The sequence below is a fragment of the Pseudarthrobacter sp. 1G09 genome (genome assembly GCF_050038305.1).
GTDB lineage: Bacteria > Actinomycetota > Actinomycetes > Actinomycetales > Micrococcaceae > Arthrobacter > Arthrobacter equi.
On the sequence record NZ_CP188306.1, the window covers coordinates 1,513,691 to 1,533,963 of the forward strand.

At 66.9% G+C, this 20,273-nt stretch carries 15 protein-coding genes and 1 tRNA gene; 11 read left to right on the top strand and 5 right to left on the bottom strand.

Annotated features, from left to right (window positions below; all coding sequences use genetic code 11):
- Positions 1–12 precede the first annotated feature (12 nt).
- Complete coding sequence (locus ACP3TD_RS07085) at positions 13–1,767, bottom strand: dolichyl-phosphate-mannose--protein mannosyltransferase (RefSeq protein ID WP_426766394.1); 1,755 nt, start codon at positions 1,765–1,767, stop codon at positions 13–15.
- Between the two features lie 46 nt (positions 1,768–1,813).
- Between ACP3TD_RS07085 and rsmI the strand changes: the two genes are divergently transcribed.
- Both rsmI and ACP3TD_RS07095 read left to right on the top strand, forming a co-directional pair.
- Positions 1,814–2,689 (top strand): 16S rRNA (cytidine(1402)-2'-O)-methyltransferase, encoded by an 876-nt coding sequence (rsmI, locus tag ACP3TD_RS07090; protein WP_426766396.1) that lies wholly within the window; start codon positions 1,814–1,816, stop codon positions 2,687–2,689.
- A 195-nt stretch (positions 2,690–2,884) separates the two neighbouring features.
- On the top strand, positions 2,885–4,384 hold the full coding sequence (locus ACP3TD_RS07095) for an NAD-dependent succinate-semialdehyde dehydrogenase (protein WP_426766397.1): 1,500 nt from the start codon (positions 2,885–2,887) through the stop codon (positions 4,382–4,384).
- A gap of 48 nt (positions 4,385–4,432) precedes the next feature.
- On the opposite strand, the gene ACP3TD_RS07100 is transcribed toward ACP3TD_RS07095, so the two are convergent.
- From ACP3TD_RS07100 to ACP3TD_RS07110, 3 genes are read right to left on the bottom strand one after another with little or no spacing between them, the layout of a single operon-like run.
- On the bottom strand, positions 4,433–6,976 hold the full coding sequence (locus ACP3TD_RS07100) for a transglutaminaseTgpA domain-containing protein (RefSeq protein ID WP_426766399.1): 2,544 nt from the start codon (positions 6,974–6,976) through the stop codon (positions 4,433–4,435).
- The gene (locus ACP3TD_RS07105) at positions 6,973–8,448 is read right to left on the bottom strand and encodes a DUF58 domain-containing protein (protein ID WP_426766401.1); all 1,476 of its coding nucleotides are present in this window, start codon (positions 8,446–8,448) and stop codon (positions 6,973–6,975) included. The genes ACP3TD_RS07100 and ACP3TD_RS07105 overlap by 4 nt, the downstream gene beginning before the upstream one ends.
- Before the next feature lie 10 nt (positions 8,449–8,458).
- Positions 8,459–9,610 carry an AAA family ATPase gene (locus ACP3TD_RS07110; protein ID WP_426766403.1) on the bottom strand — a complete coding sequence of 384 codons (1,152 nt, stop codon included), beginning with the start codon at positions 9,608–9,610 and terminating at the stop codon, positions 8,459–8,461.
- 162 nt (positions 9,611–9,772) lie between these two features.
- Between ACP3TD_RS07110 and ACP3TD_RS07115 the strand changes: the two genes are divergently transcribed.
- The 5 genes from ACP3TD_RS07115 to ACP3TD_RS07135 all read left to right on the top strand — a co-directional run bounded on the left by ACP3TD_RS07115 (position 9,773) and on the right by ACP3TD_RS07135 (position 15,960).
- Positions 9,773–10,678, top strand: coding sequence for a TatD family hydrolase (locus ACP3TD_RS07115; protein WP_426766405.1), 906 nt, complete (start codon positions 9,773–9,775; stop codon positions 10,676–10,678).
- Positions 10,679–10,959: 281 nt separating this feature from the next.
- Entirely contained in the window at positions 10,960–12,129 is a 1,170-nt protein-coding gene (locus ACP3TD_RS07120) for a ubiquitin-like domain-containing protein (RefSeq protein WP_426766407.1), read from the top strand.
- Between the two features lie 133 nt (positions 12,130–12,262).
- Positions 12,263–13,135, top strand: a complete 873-nt coding sequence (gene rsmA, locus ACP3TD_RS07125) for a 16S rRNA (adenine(1518)-N(6)/adenine(1519)-N(6))-dimethyltransferase RsmA (protein WP_426766409.1) — start codon at positions 12,263–12,265, stop codon at positions 13,133–13,135.
- Positions 13,132–14,094 carry a 4-(cytidine 5'-diphospho)-2-C-methyl-D-erythritol kinase gene (locus tag ACP3TD_RS07130; protein WP_426766411.1) on the top strand — a complete coding sequence of 321 codons (963 nt, stop codon included), beginning with the start codon at positions 13,132–13,134 and terminating at the stop codon, positions 14,092–14,094. The genes rsmA and ACP3TD_RS07130 overlap by 4 nt, the downstream gene beginning before the upstream one ends.
- A gap of 39 nt (positions 14,095–14,133) precedes the next feature.
- Positions 14,134–15,960 (top strand): ABC-F family ATP-binding cassette domain-containing protein, encoded by a 1,827-nt coding sequence (locus ACP3TD_RS07135; protein ID WP_426766413.1) that lies wholly within the window; start codon positions 14,134–14,136, stop codon positions 15,958–15,960.
- 26 nt (positions 15,961–15,986) lie between these two features.
- On the opposite strand, the gene ACP3TD_RS07140 is transcribed toward ACP3TD_RS07135, so the two are convergent.
- Positions 15,987–16,613: a TetR/AcrR family transcriptional regulator gene (locus ACP3TD_RS07140; RefSeq protein ID WP_426766415.1), complete on the bottom strand. Its 627-nt coding sequence runs from the start codon at positions 16,611–16,613 to the stop codon at positions 15,987–15,989.
- Between the two features lie 144 nt (positions 16,614–16,757).
- Between ACP3TD_RS07140 and ACP3TD_RS07145 the strand changes: the two genes are divergently transcribed.
- The 4 genes from ACP3TD_RS07145 to ACP3TD_RS07160 all read left to right on the top strand — a co-directional run bounded on the left by ACP3TD_RS07145 (position 16,758) and on the right by ACP3TD_RS07160 (position 20,261).
- Positions 16,758–16,829: transfer RNA gene (locus tag ACP3TD_RS07145), tRNA-Gln, on the top strand.
- A 102-nt stretch (positions 16,830–16,931) separates the two neighbouring features.
- On the top strand, positions 16,932–18,410 hold the full coding sequence (glmU, locus tag ACP3TD_RS07150; protein ID WP_426766417.1) for a bifunctional UDP-N-acetylglucosamine diphosphorylase/glucosamine-1-phosphate N-acetyltransferase GlmU: 1,479 nt from the start codon (positions 16,932–16,934) through the stop codon (positions 18,408–18,410).
- A gap of 2 nt (positions 18,411–18,412) precedes the next feature.
- A complete protein-coding gene (locus tag ACP3TD_RS07155) occupies positions 18,413–19,393 on the top strand; it encodes a ribose-phosphate diphosphokinase (RefSeq protein WP_056081823.1) in 981 nt (326 codons plus the stop codon).
- Between the two features lie 253 nt (positions 19,394–19,646).
- Complete coding sequence (locus tag ACP3TD_RS07160) at positions 19,647–20,261, top strand: 50S ribosomal protein L25/general stress protein Ctc (RefSeq protein WP_426766419.1); 615 nt, start codon at positions 19,647–19,649, stop codon at positions 20,259–20,261.
- Positions 20,262–20,273: the final 12 nt, after the last annotated feature.

Sequence of the window (20,273 nt, forward strand, 5' to 3'; positions counted from 1 at the left end):
TGCCATCCTGCCCTAGATCCATGACGGCATCCACATGCGGACCTTCCAGGCGTCGTAGGGGATGACTTCCGCTGCCCATACGGGGTAGAAGAAGGCGGACAGCATGATCGCTGCCGCCACGAACAGGACCACCAGATACAGCCCCGAGCGGCGACGCCACGGAGGATCGGACGCCCTGCCGAGGACAAGGCCCAGGCAGTAGGCAAGAGCCAGCACCAGGAAGGGCTCGAAAGACACCGCGTAGAAATAGAACATGGTCCGGTCCGGGTACATGAACCACGGCAGGTATCCTGCGGCAACGCCGGCCAGTATGGCGCCGGCGCGCCAGTCGCGCCGGCCCGCCCACCAGAACAGCAGGACAACCAGGGAGATGGCCGCAGCCCACCAGATCAGGGGGTTGCCCACGGACAGGATGGCCGAAGTGCACTTGGCGACGTCGCAGCCGGGGGTGCCCTGCTGCGGGGATTCATAGAAGAACGACGTCGGCCGGCCCAGTACCAGCCAGCTCCAGGCGCTGGCCTCGTAGGGGTGCTCGGAACTCAGGCCCTGGTGGAAGGTGTAGGCCTCCTGGTGGTAGTGGGCGAGTGACCGCACAGCGTCCGGCAACCAGCCCCACGTTGCGGAGGGGTTGTTTTCCGCCCAGTGGCGGAAGTAGCCGTTGTCGGACCGGAACCAGCCGATCCACGTCAGCGAATAAACGACGGCGGCCACCGGAACCGTACTGAAGAACGCGGGAAGGCCGTCCTTGATGATTCCGCCGCTGACCCAGCCCCGGATGCCCGCCACGCGCCGCGCATTCAAGTCCCAGAAGACGGTGAGCAGCCCGAACCCGGCCAGGAAGAACAGGCCGGACCACTTGGTGCCGACGGCCAGGCCAAGGCAGACTCCGGCCGTGATGCGCCACCAGCGGACGCCAAGCCAGGGGCCGGACAGCAGTTCTGCCACCGGCGGACGTCCGCCGTTGAGTGCAGCGGCAGCGGCCAGCCGGGCAGCGAGCTTCCGCCGGCCATCGTCCCGGTCCATCAGGAGCGCCCCGAATGCGGCCAGGATCCAGAACATCAGGAAGATGTCCAGCAGCGAGGTGCGCGACATCACCAGGTGGTGTCCGTCCACCGCCAGCAGCAGGCCGGCGGCTCCGGCCAGAGGGAGCGACCTGAAGAGCTTGAGGGCGATGAGGGAGACCAGCAGGACCGAGAGGGTACCGGTGAGGGCCGCCGCGAAGCGCCAGCCGAAGGGATTGTCCGGGCCGAAAAGCGCCATTCCCGCGGCGATCATCCACTTGCCTACCGGCGGATGGACAACGTATTCGGGGGAGTTCAACAGGACATCCGGGTTGCCCGCGTTAAAGGAGTCGTTCGCCTTGTCCGGCCAGCTGCGCTCGTAGCCGCTGATGAGGTAGGAGTAGGCGTCCTTGACGTAGTACGTCTCGTCGAAGACCAGCTTGTGCGGGGCGTCCAGGCGGAAGAAGCGGAGGATTCCTGCCACCACCGCCGTGAAGACGGGCACCAGGACGAACCAGATCCGCAGCGAGGGTGGGTACTCCCGCCATGACCGGACATTGCCCAGCAGCCGCGCCCGGAGTCCCTCGGTGCTGAAGGCCTCCGCCGGACGGACCACCCATGGCCGGGACCTGCCGCGGCCGGACCGGAGCGGACCTTGTTCACCAACCCCTGAAAGGATGCCTGCAGACGCCACGGGAGCGGGTTGTCCGGCTCCGGATTCTCCGGCTCCCGGCCGCCGCGTCGAGGTCTGCGTCACGAGCCCCATGCTACCTTTTGCGGCTGGCAGTCCTTCCCAGCAGTAGGCTGGTGGCGTGGATTCTTCCCCCAACACCTCACCAGCCGCCAGCCCTCCTGCCCCCGGGCGCATCGTCCTTGCCGCCACGCCCATCGGAAATGTCGGTGACGCCTCCGCGCGCCTGGTTGAGCTCCTGGGGACAGCGGACATTGTTGCCGCGGAGGACACCCGCCGCCTGCACCGCCTGGTCCAGAGCCTCGGCGTCACCGTTGCCGGAAGGATCATCAGCTACCACGAGCACAACGAAGCGACCCGGACCGCGGAACTCCTTGACCAGGTCCGGACGGGCAGCACCCTGGTGATGGTGACCGACGCAGGGATGCCGTCGGTCTCCGATCCTGGTTTCCGGCTGGTGGAAGGTGCGGTTGCCGCCGGACTGACGGTCACCGCCGTCCCCGGCCCGTCCGCCGTCCTTACTGCCCTGGCGCTGTCCGGCCTGCCGACTGACCGGTTCTGCTTTGAGGGGTTCCTCCCGCGGAAAGCCGGTGAACGCGCCGGACGGCTGGCAGACCTCACCGGTGAGCGCCGGACCATGGTGTTCTTCGAGGCGCCGCACCGGCTTGAGGTTATGCTTCGTGCGCTGCGCGAGCGTTTCGGGCCGGACCGGCCGGTCGCGGTCTGCCGGGAGCTGACCAAGACTTACGAGGAAGTCATCCGGGGCTCCCTCGATGAGCTGCTGCACTGGGCCGAAAACAATGAGGTCCGCGGCGAGATTGCTGTGGTCCTGGGTGGCGCGCCGGAGCAGGCCGCCGGCACGCCGGAGGACCACGTGGCGGCAGTGAATGAACTGGTGGCCCAGGGCATCAGGCTCAAGGAAGCAGTGGCCGCCGTCGCAGAGGACGTCAGGGTCAGCAAACGTGAGCTGTATTCGGCCGTCCTTGCCGCCCGCTGAGGCCACCTCGAACCCGTACCGCGCGTGGTGGGCAAGTGCTGTGCAGCTGCACAGTAAACCCATAAGTGGGCAGTGCGGCGGAGCGTAGACCCCTTCTCCATGCCGGCAGTAGTGTGACAGTTAATCGGCCTCCGACGCTCCGCCGCTACGGCAGGACACCACGGCCGCCACAACCCTACTGACGAGGGAGTCATCGTGACTGTTACTGCACAGGCCGCTGTTACCGCCGACCGTGAAGCCGCCCTTTTGGCCTCCGTTCCCACCGGTTTGCTGATCAACGGCGAGTGGCGTGATGCCGTTTCCGGCAAGACGTTCGACGTCGAGGATCCTGCTACCGGGAAGGTGCTGCTGAGCATTGCCGACGCGGGCGCCGAAGATGGTGCCGCGGCCCTGGACGCGGCGGTGGCTGCGCAGGAGTCCTGGGCAAAGGTTCCGCCGCGTGAGCGTGGGGAGATCCTGCGCCGGGCATTCGAGCTTGTGACCGAGCGCGCTGAGGACTTCGCGCTGCTGATGACCATGGAGATGGGCAAACCCCTGGCCGAGGCCCGTGGCGAGGTCACCTACGGCGCAGAGTTCCTGCGCTGGTTCTCCGAGGAAGCGGTCCGCGCGTTCGGCCGCTACTCCGTTGCCCCGGACGGCAAGTCCCGCCTGCTGGTGACCAAGAAGCCTGTTGGCCCGTGCCTGCTGATCACGCCGTGGAACTTCCCGCTGGCCATGGCCACCCGCAAAATCGCACCGGCCGTCGCCGCCGGCTGCACGATGGTCCTGAAATCGGCCAACCTGACGCCGCTGACGTCGCAGCTGTTCGCCGCCGTGATGCAGGAAGCCGGGTTGCCGGCCGGTGTCCTGAACGTTATTCCGACCTCCACCGCCGGCGCCACCACCGGTCCGCTGATTAAGGATGCCCGGTTGCGGAAGCTGTCCTTCACGGGGTCCACCGAGGTGGGCCGCCGTTTGCTTGCCGATGCGTCTGAAACCGTGCTCCGGACCTCGATGGAACTCGGCGGCAATGCCCCGTTCGTTGTCTTCGAGGATGCTGACCTGGATGCGGCTGTCGCCGGTGCAATGCTGGCCAAGCTGCGCAACATGGGTGAGGCCTGCACCGCTGCCAACCGGTTCATCGTGCACGAATCCGTGGCCACCGAATTCGCGGAGAAGTTCGCCGCGAAGATGAAGGAGATGACCACCGCCCGCGGCACCGAGCCCGAGTCCAAGGTGGGTCCGCTGATCGATGCCAAGAGCCGGGACAAGGTCCACGAACTGGTTTCCGACGCCGTTGCCTCCGGCGCGAAGGCTGTCCTGGGCGGCGCACCGGTGGATGGCCCGGGCTACTTCTACCAGCCCACCATCCTCTCGGGAGTCAGCGAAGGCACCCGGATCCTTTCGGAGGAGATCTTCGGCCCGGTGGCACCCATCATCACGTTCTCCAGCGAGGACGACGCCGTACGCCTGGCCAACAACACCGAGTATGGCCTGGTGGCGTACGTCTTCACCAAGGACCTCAACAGGGGCATCCGGATGGGTGAACGCCTCGAAACCGGCATGCTCGGCCTGAACGCCGGGGTGATTTCCAACGCCGCGGCACCGTTCGGTGGCGTCAAGCAGTCCGGCCTTGGCCGTGAAGGCGGGCTCGAAGGCATCGAGGAGTACCTCTACACCCAGTACATCGGCATCGCCGACCCCTACGCGGGCTAGTCTCCTCCGCCGGCAGGAGGCCCGGCGAACGTGGCCGGATCGCCGCAGTCAGTTGCCTTCCTGCTCGTGGAAGCCGCCGTGCGCAGTCCGCCCTGGTCCGGCCGGGCGGGCGCGCACGGGGGCTTCTGCGCTCGCCTCCGCGCGCCGCGTCCACGCGCGGCCCGCGAGCCTGACCGGAGCGGTGGCGAGCCTCCCCAGCCGGCCCATGACGGAGGGCGGCAGCCACTTGGCCCGCCACCGCTGCAGCAGTGTTGCGTTGGTCCGCAGCGAATCCTCGAGCGGCCCCAGCGGTGCGGGCGCTTCGGCACCGTATGAACCCGCAGCGCTGCCGGGGCCGGACGACCCGGCGTCGGTTTCCGGGGGACCGTCAGCCTGCTCCGGCGGCCGGCCGTACCTGCGCCGTTCGAAGGCCGCCGTGACGGCGGCAACGGCGCGGTGCGCGGCCTCATCCATGCCGTCCGGCTCGCCCAGCAGTGAACTGCGGAGGCGCGACGCGTAGGCGCGCGGTGATTCACTGGTGCCGGCCGGGAGACCGTAGTCCCGGCCAAGGTCCAGCATCTCGCTCCATGCCAGCGGAACGGCATCAGCGGCGTTCCGTGGCCGGAGGCGCCGCGCACGGATTCCGGTGCGCACCAGGCGCGGCGACGCCGCAAGCAGGAGCACGCCCAGCACGCCGCCCGTTCCCAGCAGCCACGGCAGCACCTGCGCGCCGGCGTCGGTGCTTCCGCCGCCGACGCCCGGGGCCGGAACCGGGGTGGCGCTGGGGGCCGGTGTCGGAACCGGGGCGGGGTCGGGGACGAGGTCATCATTGTTTTCAACGGAGCCCGGTGCTGCAGGGGACGAGGTTTCGCTGGCGTAGTCCGGGACCACACCACGGGACGGCGTGGGCTCGAACGGCACCCAGCCCAGCCCCTGGAAGTACAGTTCCGGCCAGGCGTGCGCATCCCGCGCGTCCACCTCGTACTCCGACAGCTCGCCTTGGCCGGCCACCGTTACAGTGGCACCGGTCAGCCTGCCCGGCGCATAGCCTACCGCGATCCGGCTGGGGATCCCCTCCAACCGTGCCATCACCGCCATTGCCGAGGCGTAGTGGATGCAGTATCCGCTCTTCTGCTCCAAAAAGTCGGACAGGACGGACAGGCCGTTGCCGTCATAGCCGCCCTGCACGGGCGACTGCAGGGAATACGTGAACTCCGACGAGCGCAGGTAGCGCTGGATGGCCATGGCCTTCTCATATGGCGTGGCGCCCGCACCGGCCACGCGCCCGGCAGTGGTCCGGACGATCTCCGGCACGTTCCCGGGGATCCGCGTGAAGTCGTCCGGAACGTCCCGCGCTGGAGCCGAAGACTGCTCCAGTAACGCAGCAGTCAGGTTGGGCACCGACGATGTCACCACGTACTCCTGGCGCCGCGAGGCTGTGGCGTCGGAGCCCTTGATGCTCAGTGTGGCGGGGTCCCAGGTCCACCGGCCGTTGAGGCCGCGGACGGTTTCCGGAGCATAGGGGGCCGGGAGGTATGGGCTGCTGAACGTTCCGGTGTCAATGGCGGTGACCTGCTGCTGTTCGTCGGCGAGGATCGCATAGCCTGGATCGATCTGTCCGCCCAGTGGCAGCCGTGATGAGGTGCGGTCGTCCGGGCCCCAGGATTCGCCGTCGAAGTGGTCCACGGTGACGGACCTCAGATACAGGGGAGCGGTGGCACTGGTGGCGTAGGTGATACGGCCGCTGCCGTCCGGTGTCCGCAGGCTGTTCCCCAGCGTGATCATGGGATTCAGGCCGGTTCCGGTTCCCCACGGGTTGAGCCGCGAGCCCTGCGGGAAGGTGCCCTGGTCGAAGCCGGGGACAGCCAGCGGCACCACCAGGGTGGCGGCCAGCGCCACGGCTCCGGTGAGGGCGGCCCGGCGAAGCTGCCCCGGGTTCCGCGCCGTTCCGCCCTGGCTGCGGAAGTCGGGGGCAAACCACTGGCTGCAGGCCAGGATCATCAGGTAACCGGCCACCGTTGCAATGAATCCCCAGAAACCGACGCTTTGCGGCTTGATCATTGCCGGTACCACCAAGATGGCCAGCAGCCCCATGCCGGTGGCCGCCGGCATGCCGAGCGGGACGGCCAGGGCATCCACCAGGATCACCGCAAGTCCCAGGACGGCGCAAATCACCATGACGATGCCCACGTTGGGTGCAACGGGGGCCGTCTCCGACAGGACGGTTTCGCTGGCGCGGCGGATCAGCTGGTTGACGTCGGATAACGTCGCGGCGGTGGGAATCACCCCCAGGATGCTTGACCCGCGGAAGAACGTCAGCGTGAGGATGGCCCCCAGTGAGAGGAAGCCTCCTGCGGTGACCAGCAGGGGCGCTGCGCGCAGTGCCCGAAGCCCGGCGAGGGTAAAGCCAACAGCGCCAACGGTGGTGGCCACCGGCCAATACCAGGCCCAGCCGCGCAGGACTCCGTTCAGGGACAAGGCTGCCCCGCATACTGCCAGCACGATGGCTGCGGCCATGGCCCAGGGGTAGGCGCCCACGCGGGCGGGCCTTGAACCCTCTGTCGGTGTGGACTGCGTCCCCGTTCCCGGAGTCCGGGCCGGCGCCATGGTCATCGGACCACCCCCGCGCCGCGGCTGGCGTCGCCGGACGGAGCGGGCAACGGCACGTCCTGGTCGAACGATCCCCAGGCGGCAGCGGGGCCCACTGAGGCCGGCACCGCCACGGCGCGCCATCCGCCCTGTCGCAGGGTCTCCAGCACGGGGGAGAAGTCATCAGGTTTCTCAGCCACGATCACGGCGAAGGCGTTGGTCCCGTAACTGGCTGCGGGCGCCAGGGCGATTGCCTCTTCAGGCGAGATGCGGCCCAGGACCGCGATCAGTGGCCCGCGCATGCGGTGCGCGGACAGCTTGTCCATGAGCCTGTCGTCGAAGGCGGCGGGTCCCGCATCCTGGCCATTGCGGCTGCGGGGGCGCAGCAGTGCCGGAGCCGAACCCGGGCCGGCGGACGGACGGAACCTGCCATTGGTCCGGACGTGGTGCGGCCCAGTGAGCTGGATGGCAGCGAGGCTCTCTGCGATGGACTGCAGCCCTGACGCGCCGCCGTATTCTTCTGACTCCGGTTCGGGCGCCGAGGGCGAATGCAGGAAGGCGGGCTCGCCGCGGACGTCCAGGATGCGCAGGCCGTAGTTCCGCTCTGCGAGGTGTGCGCTGATGGACATGGCCGCCACCACCGACCATTCAAACGTCCGGCTGGTCAGCATGGAATGCCCGTCCTGGCTGGCTTGGCCGGCCTGGCCGCCCAGACCGCCGGCCGTGGTGGAACCGCTGGAGAATGCCCCGAACCGGTGGTCCAGGATAATGGTGGCCTCCGGTGTGGTGACGGATTCTTCCTGCCGGACCATCAGTGAGCCATGGCGGGCGGTGGCCGCCCAGTGGACCCGTCGCATGGGGTCGCCGTGACGGTATTCGCGCGTCATGACGTCGTCGTCGCTGGGGTTGGCGCGGGTCCTGGTTGCCGTCACACCATCGTTTCCGCGCGCGCCGGCCAGACCGGTAGCGGGGAGCACGACGGCGGCCGGCGTCACGGTGAGCGTGTCGCCGTCGTCGATGGACTGGCGGTGCAGTGACAACCCGAAGGGGTCCGTGAACTCAGCGGTGACCGGCCCAATGCGGAATTGGCCGCGCTGCTCCGAACGCAGGTGATATTCATAGCGGCTGGTACCCCCGGAGGCCGTACGGGAGGGAAACCTGAATGAGGGCGAAGAACCGAACCGGGCCGGCAGGCGTTCCTCCATGCTGGCCCGGCCACTGCCTGCGCCGGTCCGCGCCACGGCAAGGCGCACGGTGGTTGGGGACGATGTTTCCACCGGCGAAGGATGGAATTCCCGGTACACCCGGAAACGGGGCTTCACCAACCGGATACCGGCCAGCGAAACCAAGGGGAGGACCAGCAGCAGGATGCTGAGGGTCAGAAGGTCCCTGCGTCCCATGATCTGGGCGGCGGCAAGGGTGAAGCCCCCGGCAGCAAGCATGCCCCACCCCCGTGCGGTGAAAAGGTGCTGGGGCAGTCTGTCGAGGAGGGCCATGGCTTACCGCTTAGCGGTTCCTGCCCGAACCTGCCACGGACGCCGCGTTCCGGGCGGCCTGGTTCCGCGTTCCGGCGGCAGTGCCTGCACCAGCCGCGTTGCCGGCGCCTGCGGGTGCCTGCGGAACCGGGAGCCGCGACAGGATGCCCTGCAGCACAGTGTGCGCTGTTTCGCCGGCGCCGGCAGCTTTGCGGTCCAGGATGATCCGGTGGGCCAGGACAGCCTCGGCCACCTGGATGACGTCGTCGGGGAGGACGAAGTCGCGGGCGTCCAGGGCCGCGGTCGCCTTCGCCGCGCGAAGCAACTGCAGCATGGATCGCGGACTGGCCCCCAACCGCAGCAGCGGGCTTTCCCTCGTGGCCCTGCCGACGGACACGGTGTATTCCTTCACGGCCTGCGAGACGTAGACCTGCTGGACGGTGGTGATCATGGCTGCTACCTCCGCAGCTGTGACCACGGCTGAGACCTTTGCCAGCGGGGACGCCGCCTGATGGGTTTCGAGCATCTCGATTTCGGCGTCCTTGTCCGGGTAGCCCATGGAGATCCTGGCCATGAACCTGTCACGCTGGGCCTCGGGCAGCGGGTAGGTGCCTTCCATCTCGATGGGGTTCTGGGTGGCAACCACCATGAACGGTTCGTCGAGCCGGTAGGAAGTGCCGTCCACCGTCACCTGGTGCTCCTCCATGCATTCGAGGAGGGCGGACTGGGTTTTCGCTGACGCCCGGTTGATCTCGTCGCCGATGACGATGTTGGCAAAAACTGCGCCCGGACGGAACTCGAAGAGCCTGGATGACTGGTTGTAGATGGACACTCCGGTCACGTCGGAGGGGAGCAGGTCCGGCGTGAACTGGATGCGGCTGACGGTGCAGTCAATGGTTTTGGCAAGGGTTTTGGCCAGCAGGGTCTTGCCGACGCCTGGAACGTCTTCCAGCAGCAGGTGGCCCTGGGCGAGGAGGACTGTCAACGCAAGCTCCGCGGCGTCGGATTTCCCGTCGATCACCGTGTTGACAGTGCTGAGGATCCGCTGGCTGGCGTCGTGGAACGAGTCAGCGTCCATGGCGGCGGCACGGTGGCCGTTCAGGTGGCTGACGGGATCGGAAACGCCCGCCAGATTGCGGTTCGCAGCGCTCACATCGTTGGCAGTGCGTCGGTAAGATTCCATCGGCAACCTTTCAGCCAGGGTTTCACCTGGACGGGACAGCAAGCCTGCCTTCGCCCGTCGGTGGGCGTTCTCATGTGCTCCCACCAGACTACTAACACAACTGCCTGGCCTGGCATAGAGTTCCGGCGAAATCGTGGTGCCGTCCACCGTTAGGCTGGAATGATGTGCAGTCCGCAGACCCCCGATGCCTACCGCGAACCCACAACCGGAGGCTCCCAGAGTGGCGCAGCGACCCCGAAACGCGAATATCCGCCCGCGCCCGAACCGCTGCCGGTACCGGTAATGGATAATCACACGCACCTGGATTTTCCAGACGGAAAAGGGCCGGTAGGAATAACCGAGGCTATGGACGCTGCTGCCGCTGTGGGTGTCCAGGGGGCAATCCAGGTGGGCTGCGACCTGGAATCGTCGCGATTCACCGTTCAGGCGGTGCAGCAGGATGACAGGTTGCTGGGCGCTGTGGCGCTGCACCCCAATGATGCTCCCGGCTATGCCGCCCGCGGCGAACTCGAAGACGCTCTCGCCGAGATCGAAGAGCTGGCAGCCCACCCGCGGATCCGTGCCATCGGCGAGACAGGCCTCGACTTCTTCCGCACGGCAGGCGAGGGGCTTGCCCATCAGCGGTACTCATTCCGGCGGCACATCGACATCGCCAAACGGCTGGACCTCACCCTCCAGATCCACGACCGGGACGCACACGCCGACGTGGTGCAGGTCCTGGAGGAAGAGGGTGCACCGGACCGGGTGGTATTCCATTGCTTCTCCGGCGATGAGGAGCTTGCCGCCATCTGCAACCGCGAGGGCTGGTACATGTCGTTCGCCGGAACACTGACCTTCCGGAACGCGGCCAACCTGCGGTCCGCGCTCGCGGTCGCAGACCCGGAACTGGTCCTGGTGGAAACCGACGCCCCGTTCCTGACCCCGCATCCGCACCGGGGCCGGCCCAACGCCAGCTACATGGTGCCGTACACCGTCCGGGCCATGGCTGAATTGACAGGCACGGACCTCTCGGAGCTGTGCACCCGGATCAGCTCAAATACGTTGCGGGCATACGGATCCTGGAGCTGAGAAGTGTCACATTGAGTGACCTTGGAGGCATACGTGGTATGCAAATTTGTTGGCCCGTTTATAACGCTACGGTTACAGTGGAAAACTATTAGCCGGGGTCGGGGAAGGCCAACGGGTAATTTCGCTTCCTTTTCAGCATCACAAGCCGGGATCATGTCCCGTCCTGGCTGCTGGCGGGAAGCAGGCGGCGCAAAGGTGCCCGGACTGCTGTTCAAAGGCGGTGCCGGGCATTTTACTGCGCAAATCCCCGTGCCCGGATGGACCTAAAGTTACGGGCAATCGTGGTCAAGTTCTTCACATCGGATGGCAAGATCAGCTTTTTCAAGGTTGGAGCCCAGCTGCTGGTGCTTTGCACCCTGGTAGCGGGGCTCGTAGCCTTCGTCGGCAATAACAAAACCATCACGCTCAACGTCGATGGCAAGGTCTCTTCCGTCCAGACCTTCGGCGGCACCGTCGGCCAGGTGGTCAAGAGTGCCAACGTCGAACTGAAGCCCGCAGACAGGGTTTCCCCGGCAATCGACGCCTCGGTCCACAACGGAACCGTGATCAACGTCAACCAGGCCAAGGAAGTTAAGGTCAGCCTCGACGGAGCAGAGAAAACGGTTAGCACCACCGCGCAGGACGTCGCGGGCCTGGTCACCGAACTCGGCGTGGCCAGCACCTCATCCCTCTCAGTCCCCAAGGATGCGCAGCTCGCACTCGCCGGTTCCTTCGTGTCCATCTCCACCCCCAAGTCCGTCAGCGTCGTCGCCGACGGCAAGGTGAACACCACCACCACCACCGCCGCCACCGTAGGCGACGTGCTCGAAAGCGCCGGGCTGACCATCGGCGCCAACGACCGGACCTCCCAGCCTGCCAACGCGCACGTGGTCAACAACATGGTGATCAAGGTGTCCCGGGTTGATAACGGCCAGACCGCGAAAACCACCGAGGACGTCCCCTTCGAGACGGTGACCACCGAAAACGCCGAGATGCTCAAGGGTGAGAAGGAAGTTACCCAGGCAGGCGCCGCGGGCAAGCTGGAGAAGACCTTCAAGCTGGTCCTCGTGGATGGCCGTGAAGCCTCCCGTACCCTCGTCTCTGAAGCCGTAGCCGTCCAGCCCGTCGCTGAGAAGGTCACGGTGGGCACCAAGGCAAAGCCTGTCGCCCAGGCCGCTGCGGCCCCGGCCGCCGGCAACAACACCGGCGCTGCTGCTCCGGCCATGATGAACGAAGCCATGTGGGACAAGATCGCCCAGTGCGAGTCCACCGGTAACTGGAGCATCAACAGCGGCAACGGCTACTACGGCGGTCTGCAGTTCGACATCCGGACGTGGATCGGCGCCGGCGGCGGTGCCTACGCACCCAACGCCAGCCTGGCCACCAAGGCCCAGCAGATCGACATCGCCAACCGCGTGTACGCGCAGCGCGGCCTGCAGCCGTGGGGCTGCGGCTGGGCAGCCAGCAGCTAGCTGATCCGCTGCCAGCCCGTACTGGCATGGTCCACGCATCGAAGCCGGGCCCGGGATTCTTCCGGGCCCGGCTTCGCCGTTAACACGGCCGGCCCGGCGGAAACGGCCCGGCCACGCGGGATAGGATACCTAGGTGACTGAACCCAACCCCGCCGCGCCCGCACCGCTTTTCGGTGCTTCCGACATTCGCCGGCTGGCAGGGGAGATCGGTGTCAGGCCCACCAAGACCCTGGGCCAGAACTTCGTCATCGACGGCAACACCATCCGCAGGATCGTGGCAGCAGCAGGAGTCGGGGCCGATGAGACGGTCCTGGAAGTCGGCCCGGGCCTCGGCTCACTGACACTGGGCCTGCTGGACGCCGCAGCGGCCGTGGTGGCTGTGGAGATCGATCCCGTCCTCGCCGCCAAGCTTCCGGCAACGGTGGCTGAATGGCGGCCGGCCGCCGTCGGAAACTTCCACCTCGTCGAGGCTGACGCCATGAAGGTCACGGAACTTCCCGTGGAACCTACGGCGCTGGTAGCCAACCTGCCCTACAACGTTGCGGTACCCGTGGTCCTGCACCTCCTGGAGCATTTCCCCAGCCTGCAGCACGGCCTGGTCATGGTCCAGGACGAGGTAGCCGACCGCCTGGCTGCCGGCCCGGGCTCGAAGACCTATGGCGTTCCGTCAGTCAAGGCAGCCTGGTACAGCCAGATGCGCAAAGCCGGCGTGATCGGCATGAACGTGTTCTGGCCCGCGCCCAAGATTCACAGCGGACTGGTCGCCTTCACCCGCCGCGAGCCGCCTGCCACCAGCGCAACCCGCAAGCAGGTCTTTGCCGTGATTGATGCAGCCTTCGCCCAGCGTCGCAAGACCCTGCGCGCTGCGCTCAGCGGCTGGGCCGGGGGAGGATCGGAAGCCGAACGCTGCCTGGTGGCGGCCGGCGTCGACCCCACGGCACGCGGTGAGGTTATCGACATCGCCGCGTTCGCCCGAATCGCCGAAGCCAAGGAAGCGGGCGCGTGAACACGCCCGCTGTCCGGTTCGCGGCGCGGACGGTCCGGGTCAAGGCTCCTGGAAAGATCAACGTCTCGCTGGACGTCGGCCCGCTCCGGCCCGATGGCTATCATTCCGTAGCCAGCGTCTACCTGGCTGTCTCCCTCTATGAAGAAGTGGCCGCCACCAGCACGGAAACGCCGGGCATCACGGTGAGCCTGAGCCCGGGCAGCACCCTTGACCTTGACGCCGTCGACATCCCCCTCGACGCCAGCAACCTGGCGTACAGGGCCGCCGCCATCATGGCTGACGTTTCCGAGCACGCCACCGGGGTCCACCTGGAAATCACCAAGAGGGTGCCCGTGGCCGGCGGAATGGGCGGGGGATCGGCCGACGCCGCCGCTACGCTGCTGGCCTGTGATGCCCTGTGGAACAGCGGCCTGTCCAGGGAGGAACTCGCGCACCTTGCTGCCGAACTCGGAGCCGACGTTCCGTTCTCCCTGCTCGGCGGTACGGCGGTAGGGCTCGGGGTTGGTGACCAGTTGTCGCCGGCACTCGCCAAGGCAAAGACCCACTGGGTCCTGGTTACCGCCGATTTCGGCCTGCCCACCCCGGAAGTCTTCCGGACCCTGGACAGGCTGCGTGAAGCCGAGGGCGTGGACGCGGACGAGCCCACCGGCGTCGACCCCCACATCCTCGCCGCGCTGCGCGGTGGCGACGCAGACGCCCTCAGCCGCATCCTGGTCAACGACCTCCAGCGGGCCTCCATTGAACTGGCGCCCTCACTGCGCGATACGCTGGGCATCGGCGAATCGCATGGCGCCATCGCCGGCATCGTGTCCGGCTCCGGGCCCACCGTGGCCCTTCTCGCGGATGACTCCGTGGCAGCGGATGCACTGGCGGAAGACCTGCAGCACCAAGGCCTTTCCGCCCTCGCCGTCCACGGTCCCGTCCCCGGTGCCCGCATCATCTCCGACACCCTTCTCTAGCAGCGCAACGCCCATCCGGGCAGCAGAAAGCAGTTCTTTTTGGCACACCTTCTTGGCGGCGAAAACCTCACGGTCTCCTTCGCGACCCGCACAGTCCTGGACGGCGTCACGCTCGGACTCGAGGAGGGCGACCGCATCGGCATGGTGGGCCGAAACGGCGACGGCAAGTCCACCCTGATGCGGCTGCTCGCCCTGCGCTCCACACCGGATTCAGGCCGCGTTACCAAACGCGGGGACGTCAACGTCGGCTACCTGGACCAGAGCGACGTGCTCGACGGCGACCTCACAGTGGGCGTGGCGATCGTCGGAGACCAGGCCGACTATGAGTGGGCGCGCAACCCGCAAATCCGTGAAGTCATGGGCGGCCTGGTGTCCGACGTCGACTGGCATGCCAACGTCCACGCGCTGTCCGGCGGCCAGAAGCGGCGGGTGGCCCTGGCCAAGCTGCTGATCGAGGACCACGACGTCATCATGCTCGACGAGCCCACCAACCACCTTGACGTCGAAGGTGTTGCCTGGTTGGCCCGCCACCTGAAATCGCGCTGGCGCGCCAACCAGGGCGCCTTCCTGGTGGTCACCCACGACCGCTGGTTCCTCGACGAAATCTGCACCAAGACGTGGGAGGTGCACGACGGGATCGTGGACCCCTTTGAGGGCGGCTACGCTGCATACGTCCTTGCCCGGGCCGAGCGGGACCGGATGGCCTCCGTGGTGGAAGGCAAGCGCCAGCAACTGGTCAAGAAGGAGCTCGCCTGGCTGCGCCGCGGAGCCCCTGCCCGTACCGCCAAGCCGAAGTTCCGGATCGAGGCGGCCAACGCGCTCATCGCCGACGTTCCCGCGCCGCGTGATTCCATGGCATTGAGCAAAATGGCCACCGCGCGCCAGGGCAAGGACGTCCTGGACCTGGAACACGTTTCGCTGAACTTCCAGGGCGACGACGACGGGAAGAAGCTTTTCGACAACATCACCCTGCGCCTGGCTCCGGGTGAGCGGCTGGGCCTGGTGGGCGTCAACGGCGCCGGCAAGACCACACTCCTGAAGCTCCTGAACGGCGAGATTGCCCCCGACGCCGGGAAGCTGAAGCGCGGCAAGACGGTGGTCACCGCGGTCCTCACCCAGGAAGTCAAGGAGCTCGACGACGTCGCTGACCTGCGCGTCATCGAGGTCATTGAGCGCGAAAAGCGTTCCTTTAACGTCGGTGGCAAGGAATTCACCGCCGGCCAGCTGGTGGAGCAGCTCGGATTCACCAACCAGAAGCAGTGGACACCGGTCCGTGACCTCTCCGGTGGTGAGCGGCGCCGCCTGCAGCTGCTGCGGCTGCTGGTGGGCGAACCCAACGTGCTGATGCTCGACGAGCCCACCAACGACCTCGACACCGACACCCTCGCCGCCGTCGAGGACGTCCTGGACGGCTGGCCCGGAACCCTGGTGGTGGTCAGCCACGACCGCTACCTGCTGGAACGCGTCACCGACCACCAGATGGCGCTCCTTGGCGACGGCAAGCTCCGTGGCCTGCCCGGCGGCGTGGACCAGTACCTTGAACTCCGCGAGGCCGCCCTTGCCGGGTCCACCGTGACCGGCGGCGGAAACCCCGTCACCAGCGCCGGCGCCGCATCTGCGGCCACCGGGACCGGACCGTCCGAAGCCGAAAAGCGCGAGGCCCGCAAAGCCCTCAACCGGATCGAGCGGCAGATCAAGAAGCTCGACCAGCAGGAAAAGAAACTGCACGACGATATGGTCAAGAGCACCGAGAAGTCAGACTTCGACGCCCTCGCCAAACAGAACAGCGAACTGAAGAACCTGGCCGACGAAAAGGACACCCTGGAACTGGAGTGGCTCGAAGCCTCTGAACTCCTGGGCGACTGACCTAGGCAACGCAGGCATCGGGCAACTCACACCTCTGACTGCAGCTCCGGGTCCTTCTTGAGGCCGGTGAGGCCGTTCCAGGCGAGGTTGACCAGGTGCGCTGCGACCGTGTTCTTATCGGGTTGGCGGCTGTCCTGCCACCACTGGCCGGTCATGGCCACCATGCCCACCAGCATCTGGGCGTACATGGCGCCGTCCTGGCCGCTGAAGCCGCGCCGGGAGAACTCGTCGGACAGGATGTGCTCCACCCTCGCCGTGACGTGGGACAGCAGGGTTGAGAAGGCGCCTTCGGGCTGGGACGGGGGAGCGTCGCGCATGAGGATCCGGAAGCCCTCAGTGCGGTCCTCGATGTACGTGAGCAGGGCGAGGGCGGCGCGTTCAACCAGGACGCGCGGCTTGGCTTCGGCGCCCAGTGCGGTGTTGATGGCGTCCAGGAGGATGTGGAACTCGAAGTCCACCACCTGGGTGTAGAGGCCTTCCTTGGAGCCGAAGTGCTCGTAGATTACCGGTTTCGAGACGCCCGCGCAGGCGGCGATTTCTTCAATGGTGGTGCCATCCAGTCCGCGGACTGCGAACAGGCCACGCCCCACGTCGATCAGCTGGTTCCGCCGCTGAAGGCCAGTCATCCGTGTCCGCGGAGGGTTGTTGCTCACATTTCCATCATGCCCTACCCCGGCGGGCCCGTTTTCCCGGTTTCCGGGGCGCCCGGTTCCCGGTCAACTGGGGCTGTGTCGCGCGCTGCCCCGAAGCCGTGGCAAAATAGGGACTTGTGCCCGGGCCTTGTGCCGGAGGCATGGTCCGCCCTGGTGTAACGGCAGCACCCCGGCCTTTGGAGCCGTGGAGTATAGGTTCGAATCCTATGGGCGGAACTGCTGTGCGGGGAGTTCAGCAGGTAACTCCCGGTGCCGGGCCGGCGGAGGTTGGCCGGACACCATGAAGCGCCAGCGCAAAAAAGCGAGGAGAATCCGTACGTGATCCCTGAAAACACCGGTCCGGCCGCAGTCATCGTATTGGCAGCAGGTGCCGGTACCCGGATGAAGTCACGTACCCCCAAGATCCTCCACGAAATCGGTGGACGTTCGATGGTGGGCCACGCGCTCCTCGCCGCCCGCAGCATTGAACCCCGCCAGCTCGCCATCGTGGTCCGCCACGAACGCGACGTTGTGGCCGGGCACGTGGCAGAACTCGACCCGTCTGCGGCCATCGTGGACCAGGACGAGGTGCCCGGCACCGGCCGTGCCGTGGAGGTGGCACTGCAGGCGCTGGACGCCAAGGAAGAGCTCACCGGCACCGTGGTGGTTACCTACGGCGACGTCCCGCTGCTCTCCGGCGGGCTGTTGGCCGAACTCGTCGCCACCCACGAACGGGACGCCAACGCGGCCACCGTGCTCACCGCAGTCCTGGACGACGCCACAGGCTACGGCCGGATCCTCCGCGGAGAAGACGGCACCGTGACCGGCATCCGCGAACACAAGGACTCCACCGACGCCGAGCGCCTGATCCGCGAGGTCAACTCCGGGATCTACGCCTTCGACGCCGCCGTGCTGCGCGATGCACTGGGCAAGGTCACCACCGACAACGCCCAGGGCGAGAAGTACCTCACCGACGTGCTGGGGCTGGCGCGCGAGGCAGGCGGCCGCGTTGCCGCTGTCGTCACCGCTGACCGCTGGCAGGTGGAGGGCGCCAACGACCGCGTCCAGCTCGCCGCCCTCGGTGCCGAACTGAACCGGCGCACCGTGGAGGCATGGATGCGCGCCGGCGTGACAGTGGTGGATCCTTCCACCACTTGGATCGACTCCTCCGTCACACTGGACGAGGACGTCCGCCTGCTGCCCAATACGCAACTGCACGGCTCCACCTCGGTGGCGCGGGATGCCGTCGTCGGACCCGACACCACCCTCACCGACGTTGAGGTGGGAGAGGGCGCTACGGTGATCCGCACCCACGGCTCCGGGTCGACGATCGGCCCGCGCGCCGCCGTCGGACCCTTCACCTACCTGCGCCCGGGCACCGTCCTTGGCGAAAAGGGCAAGATCGGCGCCTTCTACGAAACGAAGAACGTCACCATCGGACGCGGTTCCAAGCTGTCCCACCTTGGCTACGCCGGCGATGCTGAAATCGGCGAAGACACCAACATCGGCTGCGGCAACATCACGGCCAATTACGACGGCGAGAAGAAGCACCGCACCGTCATCGGCTCAGGCGTCAGGACAGGTTCGAATACGGTCTTCGTTGCACCGGTCACCGTGGGGGACGGCGCCTACAGCGGCGCCGGCGCGGTGATCCGCAAGGACGTCCCGGCAGGCGCGCTCGCGCTGAGCATCGCCGCCCAGCGCAACACCGAAGGGTGGGTCCCGGCCAACCGTCCCGGCAGCCGGTCCGCCGAACTGGCACAGGCGGCCATCAACAACTCCTCAAGTACCCCGGCATCTACAGAAGAGGGCAAGTAACAATGAGCGAAATTACGGCGCATGGCGAGAAGAAGCTGGTGCTCGCCACCGGGCGGGCACATCCGGAGCTGGCCCGGGAAATCGCCAAGGAGCTCGGCACCGACCTCCTCCCGGTGGACGCCTACGACTTCGCCAACGGCGAGATCTACGTCCGCGCCGGTGAAAGCGTCCGCGGCACTGACGCCTTCGTGATCCAGGCCCACCCAGCCCCGCTGAACAACCACCTCATGGAACAGCTGATCATGATTGATTCGCTGAAGCGTGCCTCCGCCAAGCGGATCACCGTGGTGTCGCCGTTCTACCCGTACGCCCGGCAGGACAAGAAAGGCCGCGGCCGCGAACCCATCTCCGCCCGCCTGGTGGCCGATCTCTACAAGACCGCCGGTGCGGACCGCATCATGAGCGTGGACCTGCACACCTCCCAGATCCAGGGCTTCTTCGACGGCCCCGTCGACCACCTGATGGCCATCCCGCTGCTGGCTGATTACATCCGCACCCGCGTTGACGCCGAAAACATCACCGTGGTTTCCCCGGACACCGGCCGGGTCCGCGTCGCCGAACAGTGGGCCGAGCGCCTGGGCGGCGCGCCCCTCGCTTTCGTTCACAAGAGCCGCGACCTGACCGTCCCCAACCAGGCCGTGTCCAAGACCGTTGTGGGCCAGATCGAGGGACGCACCTGCGTCCTGATCGACGACATGATCGATACCGGCGGAACCATCTCCGGCGCTGTCCAGGTGCTGAAGAACGCCGGCGCCAAGGATGTCATCATCGCCGCCACGCACGCCGTCTTCTCCGAGCCGGCGGCACAGCGCCTGTCAGAGTCCGGCGCGCGTGAAGTGGTGGTCACCAACACCCTGCCGCTGAACCCGTCGCAGCGCTTCCCGCAGCTGACGGTGCTGTCCATCGCGCCGCTGATTGCCCGCGCCGTCCGTGAAGTGTTCGACGACGGATCGGTCACCAGCCTGTTCGACGGCAACGCCTAGCACCAGCCTGTCCCTGCCGCTGCCGGCACCGTTTTCAGTAAACGGTGCCGGCACTGGTAGGGTTTACCCCGAAACCTTGGCGAGGGAGAGCGGCCGCTTCGACGGCTCGCAGATCTCCGTGATCGACTGGGTCTGACCTGTCCTTCAGATGAAGAACAGCCTTCTTGGATTGGGCCGCCCCGGCCGCCCGGCGTTGAAGGTCATCCCAGACCTCCGCCCTCGCTGAACACCGTTTAGCCTTCAAGGAGATTCCATGTCTGAGCAGAAGCTCGCAGCAGAACTGCGCACCGAATTCGGCAAGGGCTACGCCCGCCGTGCACGGATGGCCAACCTGATCCCCGCCGTCATCTACGGCCACGGCGCAGAGCCCATCCACATCACCCTCCCCGCAAAGGCCACCACCCTGGCCGTCCGCACCGCCAACGCCCTGCTGTCCCTTGACATCAACGGCGAAGGCCACCTGGCCCTGGTCAAGGACATCCAGCGCGACCCGATCAAGCAGATCATCGAGCACATCGACCTCCTGACCGTCCGCCAGGGCGAGAAGGTCACGGTTGATGTTGCCGTTCACGTTGAAGGCGAGTCCGCTCCCGGCACCGTCCACAACCTCGAGCTGACCACCGTCTCCCTCGAAGCTGAGGCCACCCACCTGCCCACCGCCGTCGAGGTCAGCATCGAAGGCCGCGCCGCCGGCGAGCACATCCACGCATCCGACCTCGTGCTGCCCAAGGGCACTGTCCTGCTGACCGACGCCGAGGCGCTGGTTGTGAACATCTCCGAGGAAGTTGAAATCGCCGAGGAAGAGGGCGAGCAGGCCGAGGCTCCCGCCGGCGAAGCTGCAGCCACCGAAGAAGCTGCTGCCGAGTAGCCTTCCGCCACA